The 14,220-nt window shown below is 71.1% G+C and carries 14 protein-coding genes; 6 read left to right on the top strand and 8 right to left on the bottom strand.

Going from position 1 to position 14,220, the window contains the following annotated elements:
- Positions 1–12: 12 nt before the first annotated feature.
- From AB0P29_RS00390 to pepN, 7 genes are all read right to left on the bottom strand, one after another.
- On the bottom strand, positions 13–462 hold the full coding sequence (locus tag AB0P29_RS00390; RefSeq protein ID WP_311283777.1) for a globin: 450 nt from the start codon (positions 460–462) through the stop codon (positions 13–15).
- Positions 459–1,523 carry a mechanosensitive ion channel domain-containing protein gene (locus AB0P29_RS00385; RefSeq protein ID WP_064002004.1) on the bottom strand — a complete coding sequence of 355 codons (1,065 nt, stop codon included), beginning with the start codon at positions 1,521–1,523 and terminating at the stop codon, positions 459–461. Before AB0P29_RS00385 ends, AB0P29_RS00390 begins: the two co-directional genes overlap by 4 nt.
- A gap of 44 nt (positions 1,524–1,567) precedes the next feature.
- Positions 1,568–2,230 (bottom strand): response regulator transcription factor, encoded by a 663-nt coding sequence (locus AB0P29_RS00380; protein ID WP_363377640.1) that lies wholly within the window; start codon positions 2,228–2,230, stop codon positions 1,568–1,570.
- A gap of 119 nt (positions 2,231–2,349) precedes the next feature.
- Positions 2,350–3,477, bottom strand: coding sequence for a histidine kinase (locus AB0P29_RS00375; protein WP_363377638.1), 1,128 nt, complete (start codon positions 3,475–3,477; stop codon positions 2,350–2,352).
- Between the two features lie 9 nt (positions 3,478–3,486).
- Positions 3,487–4,305: an ABC transporter permease gene (locus AB0P29_RS00370; RefSeq protein WP_363377636.1), complete on the bottom strand. Its 819-nt coding sequence runs from the start codon at positions 4,303–4,305 to the stop codon at positions 3,487–3,489.
- Positions 4,302–5,216 (bottom strand): ATP-binding cassette domain-containing protein, encoded by a 915-nt coding sequence (locus AB0P29_RS00365; protein WP_363377634.1) that lies wholly within the window; start codon positions 5,214–5,216, stop codon positions 4,302–4,304. The genes AB0P29_RS00370 and AB0P29_RS00365 overlap by 4 nt, the downstream gene beginning before the upstream one ends.
- 106 nt (positions 5,217–5,322) lie before the next feature.
- Positions 5,323–7,872 carry an aminopeptidase N gene (pepN, locus tag AB0P29_RS00360; protein WP_363377632.1) on the bottom strand — a complete coding sequence of 850 codons (2,550 nt, stop codon included), beginning with the start codon at positions 7,870–7,872 and terminating at the stop codon, positions 5,323–5,325.
- A 124-nt stretch (positions 7,873–7,996) separates the two neighbouring features.
- Here pepN and AB0P29_RS00355 point away from each other — a divergent pair, with 124 nt between their 5' ends.
- The 6 genes from AB0P29_RS00355 to lnt are packed head-to-tail and all read left to right on the top strand — an operon-like array spanning position 7,997 to position 13,833.
- Positions 7,997–8,533: a ribose-5-phosphate isomerase gene (locus tag AB0P29_RS00355; protein WP_363377631.1), complete on the top strand. Its 537-nt coding sequence runs from the start codon at positions 7,997–7,999 to the stop codon at positions 8,531–8,533.
- Entirely contained in the window at positions 8,533–9,525 is a 993-nt protein-coding gene (locus tag AB0P29_RS00350) for a zinc finger domain-containing protein (protein WP_311283769.1), read from the top strand. The genes AB0P29_RS00355 and AB0P29_RS00350 overlap by 1 nt, the downstream gene beginning before the upstream one ends.
- Before the next feature lie 22 nt (positions 9,526–9,547).
- Positions 9,548–10,192, top strand: coding sequence for an FMN-binding negative transcriptional regulator (locus AB0P29_RS00345; RefSeq protein ID WP_217531846.1), 645 nt, complete (start codon positions 9,548–9,550; stop codon positions 10,190–10,192).
- Positions 10,189–11,691: an amidohydrolase family protein gene (locus AB0P29_RS00340; protein ID WP_363377628.1), complete on the top strand. Its 1,503-nt coding sequence runs from the start codon at positions 10,189–10,191 to the stop codon at positions 11,689–11,691. Before AB0P29_RS00345 ends, AB0P29_RS00340 begins: the two co-directional genes overlap by 4 nt.
- A 10-nt stretch (positions 11,692–11,701) precedes the next feature.
- On the top strand, positions 11,702–12,232 hold the full coding sequence (locus AB0P29_RS00335; protein WP_253034435.1) for a gamma carbonic anhydrase family protein: 531 nt from the start codon (positions 11,702–11,704) through the stop codon (positions 12,230–12,232).
- Positions 12,233–12,279: 47 nt separating this feature from the next.
- Positions 12,280–13,833, top strand: a complete 1,554-nt coding sequence (gene lnt, locus AB0P29_RS00330; protein ID WP_363377626.1) for an apolipoprotein N-acyltransferase — start codon at positions 12,280–12,282, stop codon at positions 13,831–13,833.
- Positions 13,834–13,836: 3 nt separating this feature from the next.
- Here lnt and AB0P29_RS00325 read toward each other — a convergent pair whose 3' ends face one another.
- Complete coding sequence (locus AB0P29_RS00325; RefSeq protein WP_064002015.1) at positions 13,837–14,208, bottom strand: RNA polymerase-binding protein RbpA; 372 nt, start codon at positions 14,206–14,208, stop codon at positions 13,837–13,839.
- Positions 14,209–14,220 lie beyond the last annotated feature (12 nt).

Here is a 14,220-nt window from a genome sequence, read left to right as displayed (position 1 = left end):
CGGACGACGGGCTCAGGACTCGGGACGCACCGGCAGCGTCGATCCGCCGTGCGGCTTCGCGGTCGGTCCGATGCCCGTCGGTTCGAAGGTGTTCACCATGGCGTGGGCGGCACGCTGGAGGTAATCCCACAGCGTCGCCTCGTGCAGCGGCGACAGGTGCGCCTCGTCGACCGCGATGCGCATGGCTCGCAGCCAGCGGTCCCGGGCGTCCGGGTTGACGTGGAACGGCGCGTGGCGCATCCGCAGGCGCGGGTGACCGCGCGTCTCGCCGTAGGTGGTCGGACCGCCCCAGTACTGCTCGAGGAAGAGCAGCAGCCGTTCGGCGGCGGGACCGAGGTCCTCCTCCGGGTACATGGGTCGGAGCACGTCGTCGGCGGCGACTTCGCGGTAGAACACGTCGACGATGCGCCGGAACACCTCGTGCCCGCCGACCTCGTCGTAGAAGCTCACGGTCTCGCTCACGGGGCCGAGCTCCCCTCGGGTGCGTCTCCGTCGGTGCGCCCGCGTTTCTTCGGCCGCCACGCCAGCCGCGGCGGAGTAGCCGGAGCGACCTGCTGGGGCTTGGTCTTCGGTGGGTTCGCTCCGCGGATGCTCTGCACGGCGTCCGCACCCTCGAGCAGGGTGGACTGGAGCTGGGGGAGCGGCACACCGAGCGTGTCGAGCGCCGACTTCAGGCGCTTGCGCAGCGCACGCGAGACGTCGTCCTTCGCGTTCGGCCGGGTCTTGAGCACGAGACGCGTCACGAGGGTGTCGCCGTCGATCGACTCGAGCCCCCAGATCTCGGGCTTGTCGATGATGCGCGTACGCCATTTCGGTTCGCGGACGAGATCCTTCGCCGCGGTGAGCATGGCGTCCTCGACGGCGTCGATGTCGGCATCGGCCGGGACCCCGACATCGATCACGACGCGCGCCCAGCCCTGCGACATGTTGCCGATCCGGGTGATCTCACCGTTGCGGACGAACCAGAGCGTGCCGTTGACGTCGCGCACGTGCGTGACGCGGACGCTCACGTACTCGACGATGCCGGTCGCGAGCCCCACATCGACGACGTCGCCGATGCCGATCTGGTCCTCGGCCACGATGAAGATGCCGTTGAGGACGTCCTTGACGATGTTCTGCGCGCCGAAGCCCAAGCCCGCACCGATGGCCGCGGACAGCAGGGCGAAGGAGCCGAGCACCCCCTGGTTGATGATCGACACGATCGTGAGCACCGCGACGATGACGATCGCCACGTTGACGATGTTGGTGAGGATCGATCCCAGCGTGCGGGTGCGCTGGACGATCCGGACCCGCGCCAGCGGCGACATGTCGATCGCGCGCGTGTCCTCGGCGGCCGCGCGGGACTTGGCGCCCGTCACGATCCGGTCCACGACGCGGGCGATGAGCCGTCGCATCAACCACGACGCGGCGAGGGCCACCACGACGGTGACCGCCACCCACAGGATGTTCCAGCCCGCATCGACGAGGAAGCGGAGGAAGCCGTCGCGGACGGTCTCCCAGTCGACAGCACCCGTTCCGTTCATCCCACCGATCCTATCGAGCCCGTCCCGGACCGACCTGAGACGCGTCAGGAGTCGGCCGGGTCCGCCAGCCCGTGGGCGATGAGCACAGCGTGCACCCGGTCGCGCGCCGGGAGCTTGGCGAGGATCCGCCCGACGTGCGTCTTGACGGTGGATTCGCCGAGGAACAGCGCCGCGGAGATCTCCGCGTTCGTGAGCCCGCGCGCCATCGCGTCGAGCACCTCCTGCTCGCGGGCCGTCAATGCGGCGCTCCGGTGCGGCTCGGGGTGCGGTCGCCCTCCCGCGGTGACCAGCTCGATCATCCGGCGGGTGACGCGGGGCGAGAGCGTGGCCTCGCCGGCAGCGACCGCCCGGACGGCCGCGACGAGCTCTTCCCGCTCGGCATCCTTCAGAAGGAAGCCGCCGGCACCGGCGCGGAGCGCGCCGAAGGCGTACTCGTCGAGGTCGAACGTCGTCAGGACGAGCACGCGGGTGCCGGGATGGTCGCGACGGATGCGGCGGGTCGCCTCGATGCCGTCCAGCCCCGGCATCCGCACGTCCATCAGAACGACGTCGGGCGCGAGCGCGGCGACGGCGTCGACGGCCGCGGCTCCGTCCGCGGCCTCGCCGACCACCTCGATGTCGTCGGCGGCTTCGAGCACCATCCGGAACCCCAGGCGGATGAGGGACTGATCGTCGGTGATGACCACGCGGATCGGTCGCTCGCTCATCCCTGCTCCTCCCGCGGCAGCCACGCCCGCACCGTCCATCCTCGCTGCTCGCCGGGGCCGGCCGTCACGGTGCCGCCCGCGAGTTCGACGCGCTCGCGCACACCCTGGAGGCCGAAGCCTCACGCCGCCGAGGGAATCGGGGCGGACAGGCCGTCGTCGACGACCGAGACCGACACTCCTTCGTCGGTGTACCGGATGTCCACGTCGATGCGGGTGGCCGCACGGGCATGGCGCAGCACGTTGGTCACGCCCTCCTGGACGATCCGCGACACCGCCAACCGCGTCGCCGTCGGCACGTCGGGCTCGCCCACCACCGTGAGGTGCGTCTCGAAGCCCGCAGCGCGGGCGGAGGCGACCGTCTCCGCCGTCGTGTCACGGACGAGGGGCGCGAGGGGAGCGGCATCCGTGTCCCGCAGGACGCCGAGGGTCGTCCGCATGTCGCGGAGCGCCTCGCGACCCGTCGCCGAGATCGCCTCCGCACCGGGACGGGCCTGCGCGGCATCCTTCGACGCGGCCACCCCCTCGGCCAACGCGACCATCACCGTCAGCGAGTGGGCGACGATGTCGTGCAGCTCGCGGGCGATCCGCTCGCGCTCGGCTGCGGCGGCGAGCTGCGCCTGCTGATCCCGCTCGACGAGGAGGCGGCGGGAGTGCGCGATGAGGGCTTCGACGTAGCGTTTGCGGCCGCCGACGTTCGCGCCGACGAGCCCTCCGATCAGCATCAGAAGCGCTTCGCCGATGAGGACGTTCCAGGCGATGTCGGGGGCGATGATGCCGCTGAACCCGAGCGCACCCGCCACGACGACCAACAGCGAGAGCCCCGCTCCCACGGCGATCAGGCAGACCCGATTGCCGCGGTAGACCGCGACGGTGTAGGTCGCGATCCCGACGAGCGGCCCGCCCAGCGACACCGGGGAGAAGAGGTAGGCCGCCGCGACGAGGACGGTGATCGCGAAGACGCCGACGGGGTTGCGACGACGGACGAGGAGGGCGAAGCTCCCGAGGACGACGACCGACGCGAGGACCGGCCAGATGCGGTCCCAGGTCTGCGGGTCGATCCGATCGTCTGCGACGGCCCGGTCCGGCAGGGCGACGACCGGAGCGACCGAGAGGAGCAGACAGAAGCCCGCGATCGCGATGTCGGTGAGGACCGGGTGACGCGCCCAGAACCGCCGGAGGACGCCGGGGGGACGCGGAAGCCGCGGCTCGGCCTCGGGAGAGGCGTCGCCACGGCTTCCGGTGATCACCCGATGACCTTACGCGTCGCGGGTGCGCAGCACGGCCCAGCCGAGGAGCAGGGCGCCCGCGGGCCAGGCGACGGTCGCGGCGAGAGAGGGCCAGAAGACCTCTCCGTCCAGATCCGTGAGCGCCGTCGCCGCGTTGCCCGGCAGCCAACGGCCGAGATCGACGATCCACTGCCACGACTCGCCGAACAGCATGAACAGCTGCAGCACGAGGGGCAGGACGAACAGGATGCCGACGGTCGTCGCGATCGCCCCGGCACCGTTGCGGACGATGAACCCCCACCCGAGGCCGAGTAGGCCGAATGTGGCCATGGCCAGCATGCTGAGCAGCAGCGGCAGCCACAGCTCCTTCGCGTCGCCCCAGGCGTAGGAGTCGGCGCCGAGGATCGGCATGATCACGAGCCCGGCGATCGCCGACGTCACGGCCGCGAGCAGGGCGAGGGTCGTCGCGATCACGACGGACTTGGCCACGAGCACACGACCACGGCGGGGCTCGGCCGTGAGGGTCGAGCGGATCATCCCGGTCGAGTACTCGCCGGTGATCGCCATGGCGCCCAGGATGCCGGCCACGAGCATCGTGAACTGAACGGGCAGGGTGATGGCGGCGACGGGGCTCAACCCGGGACCGAAGCTCGACGACGCACCGGCGATCATCGCCGCCAGTCCGACAGTGAGGAGGGCGGCGATGCCCAGGGACCACCATGTCGAGCGCAGCGTGAACAGTTTGAGGAACTCGCTGCGCACGAGGCGACCGAACGACAGCCGGGCCGACGGGTGACCCGGGGCGGACGTCTGACGGGTCAGGGGAGCGGACGGGGCGATGGCGGTCATCGCGCGACCTCCTTGTTCTGGTACTCGACAGCACCTTCGGTGAGGGCGAGGTAGGCGTCTTCGAGCGACCCGCTGCGCGGAGTCAGCTCGTGGAGCGGGATACCGGCATGGGCGGCGGTGTCGCCGATCGCCGCGGCGGTGAGGCCGGTGACCTCGAGCACGCCGTCGGCACCGGACGAGACGGTCACGTCCGCGGCGGCCAAGGCGTTCGCGAGCTCGGCGGCGCGCGGAGAGCGCACCAGCACGGTGGTCCGGGTCCAGGCGCGCACGATCTCATCGATGCCCGCATCCGCGAGCACGCGCCCGCGACCCAGGACGATGACGTGGTCCGCCGTCTGCGCCATCTCGCTCATCAGGTGGCTCGACAGCAGGACGGTCCGCCCCTCGGCGGCCTGTGCTCGCACGAACTGCCGGACCCAGCGGACACCCTCGGGGTCGAGTCCGTTGACGGGCTCGTCGAGGATGAGGGTGCGCGGGTCACCGAGCAGGGCGGCGGCGATCCCGAGGCGCTGGCCCATGCCGAGCGAGAACCCGCCGGCGCGTTTGCCGGCGACGCTCTGGAGACCCGTGATCTCGATCACCTCGTCGACGCGCGAACGCGGGATGCCGTGGGTCGCGGCCATGGCCCGCAGGTGACTGCGCGCGCTGCGGCCGGTGTGGACCGCCTTCGCGTCGAGGAGGATGCCGACCTCCGTCAAGGGCGAGCGCATCGACCGGTACTCGCGTCCGTCCAGGGTGACCCGGCCGGCCGTGGGCCGGTCGAGCCCGACGATCATGCGCATCGTCGTCGACTTCCCGGCGCCGTTCGGGCCGAGGAATCCCGTCACCTTCCCGGGTTGGACGGCGAAGTCGATCCCGTCGACGGCGGTCTTGTCTCCGTACCTCTTCGTGAGGCCTTCTGCAACGATCATGACCTCGACGTTACGGACCGGATGCGTCCGCCGCGTCCCCCGTGAGGGCGATATCGACGATGGGGCGTCGTACCACGGTACGACGCCCCCTCGTGTGTCCGGCGGCTCAGTCCTGGCGGTCGCGCTCCTGCACGGAGAGGGCACGCTCGACGCCGGCGAGGTTCTCGTTCACCAGGCGTCGGAGTGCAGCGGGCGCGTCCCGGTGCTCGGCGAGCCAGCCGCGCGTGGCGTCACGCAGGGCGGCATCGGCGAGGGGAGCCGGGTACAGCCCCACGATCAGGTACTGCGCGATCTGGTAGGTGCGCGACTCCCACACCGGCAGCAGCATGTCGAAGTACGCGTCGACGAACTCGCGGAGCGCAGGCACGCCCGCGGGGTGTACGAATCCGGCCGCGGCCGAACGCACCACGGTGTTGGGCAGGTCGGCGCTGTCGACGAGGGACTGCCAGGCGGCGCGCTTGGCCTCCACTGACGGGAGCGCCGCGCGCGCCTGGGCGGCGAACTCGCCGCCCTTCGCGGTGTTGTCGGCCGCCAGGGCCTCGTCGATCTCCGCTGCGGAGACGACTCCGCCGGCGGCGAGCGACACGAGGAGCGCCCACGAGAGGTCGGCGTCGATCTCGAGCCCGGGCAGCTCCTGCGCGCCGGAGCGCAACTGCGCGACGCGCTCCCACTGAGCGGGGGTGGATGCCGCCGACGCGTACGCCGTGACGAACTGCAGCTGGCTGTCGCTGCCGGCCTCGGCATCCTGCGCGAGGGCCCAGAGGCCCTCGGCGACGCGCTCACGAGCGGCGTCCCGGGTCGCCGGGTCCACGTACGAGTTCGCGGCGAGCTGCAGCTGGGCGAGAGTGGTGCGCACGGTGGTCGACTCGGTCTCGGTGCCGATGTTCTGCAGCACCAGGTCGAGGTACTCGGTCGCCGACGCCTCTCCGTCGCGCGTCTGGTCCCACGCCGCACCCCAGACGAGCGAGCGGGCGAGCGGGTCGCTGATCTTGCTGAGGTGCGCCGTGGCGGTGCGCAGCGACTTCTCGTCGAGGCGGATCTTGGCGTACGCGAGGTCGTTGTCGTTCAGCAGCACGAGGTCCGGCTGCCGGTGCCCCACGAGGTCGGGGACCTCGGTGAGGTCGCCGTCGACGTCGAGCTCGAGGTGGTGCGTCCGGACGAGCTCCTCGCCCTGCAGCGTGTAGAAGCCCACTCCCAGGCGGTGCGGGCGGATCGTCGGGTAGTCGGCCGGGGCTGTCTGGACGATCGCGAAGCGCGTGATCACACCGTCACCGTCGACGCGGATCTCGGGAGCGAGCGTGTTGACGCCGGCCGTCTCGAGCCACTTCTTGGACCAGGTGGTGAGCTCGCGCCCGCTCGTGCTCTCGAGCTCCACCAGGAGGTCGCTGAGCTCGGTGTTGCCCCACGCGTGCTTCTGGAAGTACGCCGACACCCCCGCGAAGAACGCCTCGATGCCCACCCAGGCGGCGAGCTGCTTGAGGACGGATCCGCCCTTGGCGTACGTGATGCCGTCGAAGTTGACCTGCACGTCCTCGAGATCGTTGATCTCGGCGAAAACGGGGTGCGTCGAGGGGAGCTGGTCCTGACGGTATGCCCAGGTCTTCTCCATGGCGTTGAACGTCGTCCACGCCTCGGTCCACTCCGTCGCCTCCGCCGTGGCGATGGTCGACGCCCACTCGGCGAACGATTCGTTCAGCCAGAGGTCGTTCCACCACTTCATGGTGACGAGGTCGCCGAACCACATGTGCGCGAGCTCGTGGAGGATCGTGACGACGCGGCGCTCCTTGACGGCATCCGTCACCTTCGAGCGGAACACGTAGGTCTCGGTGAAGGTGACGGCGCCGGCGTTCTCCATGGCGCCCGCGTTGAACTCGGGCACGAACAGCTGGTCGTACTTCGCGAACGGGTAGGGGACGCCGAACTTGTCCTCGAAGTAGGCGAAGCCCTGGCGCGTCTTCTCGAAGACGTAGTCGGCGTCGAGGTACTGCCACAGGCTCTTGCGCGCGTAGACGCCGAGCGGGATCGTGCGCCCGTCCGAGCTCGTGAGCTCCGAGAACACCTGCTCGTACGGACCGGCGACGAGGGCCGTGATGTACGACGAGATGCGCGGCGTCGGCTCGAACGACCAGGTCGCGAGGCCCTCACCCGCGGGCTGCGGCTCGGGGGTAGGGGAGTTGGAGACCACCTTCCACGCGTCGGGAGCCGTCACGGTGAAGCGGAACGTGGCCTTCAGGTCGGGCTGCTCGAAGACCGCGAAGACGCGACGCGAGTCCGGCACCTCGAACTGCGTGTAGAGGTAGACCTCGCCGTCGACGGGGTCGACGAAGCGGTGCAGGCCCTCCCCGGTGTTCGTGTACTCGCAGTCGGCGACGACGACGAGCTCGTTCTCGTCGGTGAGTCCCTCGAGCGCGATGCGCGAATCGTCGTACACCGCGGCGGGGTCGAGCGAGCGACCGTTGAGCGTGATCTCGCGGACGGTGCGGGCGCTCAGGTCGACGAAGGTCGACGCGCCGGCGGTGGCGGCGAAGCGGATGACGCTGCGCGACGCGAAGACCTCGTCACCGGTGGTCAGATCGAGGGCGACGTCGTACGCGTGCGTCTCGACGGTCGCGCGGCGCTCCTGCGCTTCGATGCGGGTGAGGTTCTCTCCAGGCACGTTCGTGTCTCCCAGGGGTGAGGGTGGGGTGCCGTGGACAGGCGCTGCTGGCGCCGACGGCAACCGTCCCAGCCTACGCCGACGACTCGCCGGAACGGGGGATCCGCCTCCCTAGAATCGTCACATGCGCATCCACATCGCGACCGATCACGCGGGCATGGAGTTCTCGACCCGCCTGCAGCACCACCTGGCCGAAGCCGGTCACGACGTCGTCGACCACGGTCCCGTCGCCTACGACCCCCTCGACGACTACCCGGCCTTCTGCATCCGCGCGGCCCAGGCGGTCGCCGAGGACCAGGCGCGCGGCATCCCGACGCTCGGTGTCGTGTTCGGCGGTTCCGGCAACGGCGAGCAGATCGCCTCGAACAAGGTGCGCGGCATCCGCGCGGCCCTCGTGTGGAACATCGCGACGGCCGAACTCGCGCGCGAGCACAACGACGCCAACGTCATCGCGATCGGCGCGCGCCAGCACACGTTCGACGAGGCCGTCGGGTTCATCGACCGCTTCATCGCGACCCCGTTCCCGGGGGAGGAGCGTCACGCGCGTCGCATCGCGCAGCTCGCGGCGTACGAGACGGACGGCACCCTCGAGGCCGATCCGCGCGCCGCGAAGCCCGACGTGCTCGACGCCTCGGAGACCTTCGACCCGGAAGCGGGCTGATGCCCGAGGGTCATTCCGTCCATCGCATCGCCCGTCAGTTCGACCGCAACTTCGTCGGCCGCCCGGTCGCCGCCTCGAGCCCGCAGGGACGTTTCGCGGAGGGCGCCGCCGTCCTCGACGGCCGGACCCCCACGCAGGTGCGCGCGGTCGGCAAGCAGATGTTCCTCGAGTTCGATGCGGACGTGTGGCTGCGGGTGCACCTCGGGATCTACGGCGCGTGGGACTTCGCGGGTGAGATCCTCCTCGACCCCACGATCGCGTCGGCGAACGGACGGATGGGGCAGACGAACCAGCGCGGGGTCGATCCGGTCTACGACGACGCGGGCGAGAACTCGCTGTCGTCGATCGGAGCGCCCCGTCGCACGCGCGGCGCGGTGCGGATGAGCGAGCAGACCCGCGGACTCGACGAGACGACGGATGCCGAGTGGCCGCCGCCCGTCGTCGGGCAGGTGCGCCTGCGACTGCTGACCGCGTCGACCTCCGCGGACCTGCGCGGCCCCACGGCGTGCGAGCTGCAGACCGTGGACGAGATGCTCGCCACCGTCGCCGCACTCGGACCCGACCCGTTGGTGGACGACGTGGCGGAGGGCGAGGAGCGTTTCGTCGCCGCCGTCCGGCGCAAGCCGACGCCCATCGGCCAGGTGCTGATGGATCAGAAGGTCGTGAGCGGGATCGGGAACGTCTATCGGGCCGAGCTGCTCTTCCGCGCGAACCTCAACCCGCACACGCCGGCGCGCGACGTGCCCGAGGAGACGGTGCGGGGTCTGTGGCAGGACTGGGTGCGCCTGCTCGCGATCGGTGTCGAGACCGGCCAGATGATGACGATGGACGACCTCGACCCGGAGGCGTACCGCCGTGCCATGGCGCACCGCGACGACCGACACTGGGTCTATCACCGCGCAGGGCTCCCATGCCGTGTGTGCGGCACGGCGATCGTCCTCGAGGAGATGGCCGCGCGGAAGCTGTACTGGTGCCCGCGGTGCCAGGCATGATCCGGGACGGGGAGGGCGCACGGTGAGGCAGAACCCGAGTTTCACGATGACGGATGCCGCCGAGCTCCGCCGCGTGATCGACGAGAACCCCTGGGTCACGATCGTGAGCGACACCGAGGCGGGACTGGTGGCGTCCCACTACGCGGTCCTGCTGGACCCGACACGCGAGGACCTGACGATCGTCGGGCACGTCGGACGCCCGGACGATCTCATCCACGGCCTCGGCGAGGCCGAGATCCTCGTCGTCGTCCAGGGTCCGCACGGATACATCTCGCCCGGCTGGTACGGCGACGGCCCCGCCGTCCCCACCTGGAACTTCGTCTCGGTGCACCTGCGCGGTGTACCCGAGATCCTCTCGGCGGAGGAGAACCTCGCTGTCCTCGACCGTCTCGTCGACCGGTTCGAGGGGTCGATGCCGCAGCCGCGCCGCATGTGGGAGGCGCCGAACGACGACGAGTTCGTGCGTCGGCTGGAGAAGGGCACGGTCGGCTTCCGACTGACTCCGACGCACGTGACGGCTAAGCGCAAGCTCAGCCAGAACCGTCCCGACGAGGTCGTCGACACGATCATCGACCGCCTCGACGCCGGTGACAGCCCGTATGCCGATCCGCGTCTGGCCGACGAGATGCGACGCGCCCACGACGCGATCCGGGCGGCACGCTCGTGACGGCGTCGCGCGGCGAGCAGGTCGACGTCATCGCCGGCGTCCGGTTGACCGGCGCCGGGCGGGTCGACCCGTTCGGCGACGCGCCGGTCGACGTGCACCTGCGCGGCGGCGTCATCACGGACATCGCCCCGGCCGGTGCGCTGCCCCGCCGTGGTGTCGTCGTCGAGGGCGACGGCGGATGGCTCGTCCCGGGGCTGTGGGACCACCACGTCCACACCGTGCAGTGGGCCCTCGTCGCGCAGCGGACGCCGCTCGGCGGCGTGACGAATGCGGTGCAGGCGGCATCCGTCATGGGGCACTCTCCCGCCCTCGACGACGGACGACGCGTCGGCACCGGCTTCCGTGACGCGCTGTGGCCCGACACCCCCTCGCTCCGTCTGCTGGACGAGCACACCGGCGAGGTCCCGACGTATCTCATCAACGCGGACGTCCACAGCGTCTGGCTGAACAGCGCCGCGTTCCGCCGCGAGTCGATCGCCCCGACCGCGGACGGCATCCTCCGCGAAGGACCGGCGTTCGAGATCTCGCGCCGGCTCAACGACGTGGATCCCGCCGTCTCGGACCGCTTCGTCCGCGACGCCCTCGACGGTGCCGCCGCCCGCGGCGTGACGGGCATCGTCGACCTCGACATGGCGTGGAACGCGGATGCCTGGGCCCGGCGCCTGGACGCCGGCTTCGACAGCCTGCGCGTCTCGTTCGGCGTGTACCCCGACCTCCTCGACCGCGCGATCGCCGTCGGACTGGCCACCGGCGACGCCGTCGACCCGCTCGGGCTGGTGCGCATGGGCTCCCTGAAGGTCATCACCGACGGCTCCCTCGGCACGAGGACCGCCGCGTGCTCGCATCCGTACCCCGACGATCCGCACAACACGGGTGTCCTGACGGTGGCTCCCGACGAGTTGGTGGAGCTGATGATCCGGGCCACCGGCGCCGGGCTCTCCTGCGCGATCCACGCGATCGGCGACGTCGCGAACTCGCACGCGTTGGACGCCTTCGCCCTCACCGGCGCCACGGGCACGATCGAGCACGCTCAGCTCGTCGCGCACGCCGACATCCCACGCTTCGCTCGACTCGGCGTCGGTGCCAGCGTGCAGCCCGAGCACGCCGTCGACGACCGGGACCTGACCGATTCGGTGTGGGCGGCGCAGACCGCGCTGCCGTACCCGCTGCGCGCCCTCGCCGAATCGGGGGCGAATCTGCTCTTCGGATCGGATGCCCCGGTGTCGCCGCTCGACCCGTGGGCCGCGATGGCGGCCGCCGTCCACCGCACCCGCGGGGGACGCGATCCGTGGCGCCCCGAGCAGAATCTCGACGCGGCGACCGCGCTCGCGGCGTCGACGGCGGGCGGCTCCGCCACCGGGAGTGCGCTCGAGCCCGGCCTGACCGCGGACCTCGCCCTGATCGACCGCGATCCTCTCGCCGCCGACGACCCCGGTCTCCGCGCGACACGCGTGGGCGCGACGACGGTCGCAGGCCGGCTCACCCACATCGCCCCCTGAGGAGACCCCGATGACCGTGTCCGACCAGGCCACCCTGCTCGCCCTCCCGGAGGCGACCCCCGAGGTCGCCGACTCCGCCTTCGTCGCCGCCGGCGCGCGCGTGGTCGGCGCGGTCACCCTCGGCGACCGCGCGAGTGTCTGGTACAACGCGGTCCTCCGTGGCGACAGTGCGCCGATCTCGATCGGTGCCCGCAGCAACGTGCAGGACGGCGTCGCCGTCCACGTCGACGCCGAACACGGTGTCGAGGTGGGGGAGGACGTCTCGATCGGCCACAACGCCGTCGTCCACGGCTGCCGCATCGGCGACGGCACCCTCGTCGGGATGGGCTCGGTGATCCTCTCCGGCGCGGTCATCGGTGCGGGATGCCTCATCGCCGGGGGAGCGGTCGTGCTCGAGGGCGCCGTCATCCCCGACGGCTCGCTGGTCGCGGGAGTCCCCGCGACGGTGCGTCGCCCCCTCACCCCGGAGGAGCGGGCGGGGATCCTCCGCAACGCCGCGATCTACCTCGACCACTCCGCCCGTCACGGCGACGCGGCGTGAGGCGGCTTTTCAGCGTCGCCATAGCGGGCCTCATCTAGGCTTCCTCCATGCGCGACCGCCCCCTCCTCCCGCTCTGGCTGGCCCTGCCCGTGGCGGTCGCCGGCGGCGCCGTCCTGCACCTCGCCTTCCCCGACATCGGGGTCTGGCCGCTCGCCTTCGTCGGCGCGGCGATGACCCTGGTGACGCTCATCGGCCGGTCCGCATGGGGTGCGGTCGCTGTCGGTGCGGCGTTCGCGGCATCCTTCTACCTGCTGCACATCGCGTGGATCACCCGCTACCTCGGCCCGATCCCGTGGTTCGCCCTCGCCGGGGTCGAGACGGTGCTGAATGCCGTGGGCGCGATCGCCATCACGCTGGCCTACAGATGGTTGCCGAAGGTGCTGCCCGGCCCGTGGGCGCGCGTCGCCGCACTGCCTGCCCTCGTGGCCGCCGCCTGGACGGCGCGCGAGCAGTTCGTCGGATCGTGGCCGTACACGGGGTTCCCGTGGGCGCGGCTCGGGATGAGTCAGTCCGACGGTCCGCTCGCCGAGCTCGCCTCGTGGCTCGGCGTCAGCGGCCTGACCTTCGTCATGGTCTTCCTGACGGCCGCCGTCATCGAGGCCGTCCGCCTGCGGGTGTGGCGTCGCGTACGGCTCGCCGTGCCCGCGGCCGTCGCCGCCGCCCTTCTCCTGCTGGTACCGCAGTTCCCGACGACGGATGCCGGGACGATGCGTGTCGGCGCGGTGCAGGGGAACGGCCCGTCGGGGTACTTCGACCAGCGCGAGCCCTACGCCGTCTTCCGCGCCCAGCTCGCCGCCACGCAGCCCCTGATCGGCCAGGACCTCGACCTCCTGCTGTGGCCGGAGGGAGGCGTCGACGCCGACCCGATCAACAACTCCTCCATCGCCGATGCGCTCGACGACCTCTCCACCCAGGTCGACGCGCCGCTCCTGGTGAACGCCGCGACCGAGCGCGGCGACAAGATCTACAACACCTCGATGCTGTGGCAGGCCGGCGCGGAGAACCCGCTCGCACTCCACGACAAGACGCGTCCCGTCCCGATGGGGGAGTACGTCCCCGACCGATGGTTCTTCGAAGCGCTCGCGCCCGACCTCGTCGGGTTGATCCAGCGTGAGTACACCCCGGGCACGAACCCGCCCTTCTTCGACGTGGACGGCGTCGGCGTCGGGCTGGCCATCTGCTTCGACGTGATCTACGACGACGTCATCTGGGACGGTGCCCGCGACGGCGCCGAGGTCTACATGTTCCAAACGAACAATGCCGACTTCCGCGGGACCGACGAGAACGTTCAGCAGCTCGGTTTCGCCCGCATGCGCGCCATCGAGACGGGCCGCTCGGTCGTCAACATCTCCACCGTCGGGACCAGCCAGGTGATCGCCCCGGATGGCTCCGTCATCGACGGCCTCGCCGCCGACACGGCCGGGGCGCTCCTGGTCGACGTGCCGCTACGATCCGGACTCACCCCCGCGGTCGTCCTCGGTCCGGCCCTCCAGTGGCTGCTGGGGTGGTCGGCGCTTCCGATGCTCGTCCTGCTCGGGATCCTCGCCCGCAGGCGCACAAAAGCGGCGCCGTCCGAAGAGGACGACGCCGCTGGAGTGTGAGGGTCAGGCGCTCAGCTTGTCCGAGCTGCCGCCGCGACGGGCGCGCAGCAGAGCGAGCCGCTCCTCCAGGAGCTCCTCGAGCTCGGGGATGGTGCGACGCTCCATCAGCATGTCCCAGTGGGTGCGTGCGGCCTTGTCACCGGAGTGGTCGACCACGGCGACCGTGTCGCCGATGCGTCGAACGGCCTCGGAACCGCAGGTGCGGCACTCCCAGGCCTCGGGAACCTCGGCGTCTGCCGCGAACGTGAGAACAGTCTCGCGCTCGCACTGGGTGCAGACGTAGGTGTGGTTGGTGCGCTCCACGAACACGACGCCCTCTTCGCTCTGTAGGCTCGAAGCGCCGAGACGCATGCCGCGCAGGCTGCGATCTGCCATTGTGTGGTCCTC

Source organism: Microbacterium sp. NPDC080220 (genome assembly GCF_040686395.1).
Classification (GTDB): Bacteria; Actinomycetota; Actinomycetes; order Actinomycetales; family Microbacteriaceae; genus Microbacterium; species Microbacterium gawkjiense.
Note: the sequence above shows the minus strand (reverse complement) of the source record. Positions and strands in the feature narration are given on the sequence as shown.

What these genes read in the sequence shown, in the direction of transcription:
- AB0P29_RS00385 (WP_064002004.1), bottom strand. Translation starts at nt 1,523, where the DNA reads ATGAACGGAACGGGTGCTGTCGACTGGGAGACCGTCCGCGACGGCTTC.
- AB0P29_RS00380 (WP_363377640.1), bottom strand. Translation starts at nt 2,230, where the DNA reads ATGAGCGAGCGACCGATCCGCGTGGTCATCACCGACGATCAGTCCCTC.
- AB0P29_RS00370 (WP_363377636.1), bottom strand. Translation starts at nt 4,305, where the DNA reads ATGACCGCCATCGCCCCGTCCGCTCCCCTGACCCGTCAGACGTCCGCC.
- AB0P29_RS00365 (WP_363377634.1), bottom strand. Translation starts at nt 5,216, where the DNA reads ATGATCGTTGCAGAAGGCCTCACGAAGAGGTACGGAGACAAGACCGCC.
- AB0P29_RS00355 (WP_363377631.1), top strand. Translation starts at nt 7,997, where the DNA reads ATGCGCATCCACATCGCGACCGATCACGCGGGCATGGAGTTCTCGACC.
- AB0P29_RS00350 (WP_311283769.1), top strand. Translation starts at nt 8,533, where the DNA reads ATGCCCGAGGGTCATTCCGTCCATCGCATCGCCCGTCAGTTCGACCGC.
- AB0P29_RS00335 (WP_253034435.1), top strand. Translation starts at nt 11,702, where the DNA reads ATGACCGTGTCCGACCAGGCCACCCTGCTCGCCCTCCCGGAGGCGACC.
- lnt (WP_363377626.1), top strand. Translation starts at nt 12,280, where the DNA reads ATGCGCGACCGCCCCCTCCTCCCGCTCTGGCTGGCCCTGCCCGTGGCG.
- AB0P29_RS00325 (WP_064002015.1), bottom strand. Translation starts at nt 14,208, where the DNA reads ATGGCAGATCGCAGCCTGCGCGGCATGCGTCTCGGCGCTTCGAGCCTA.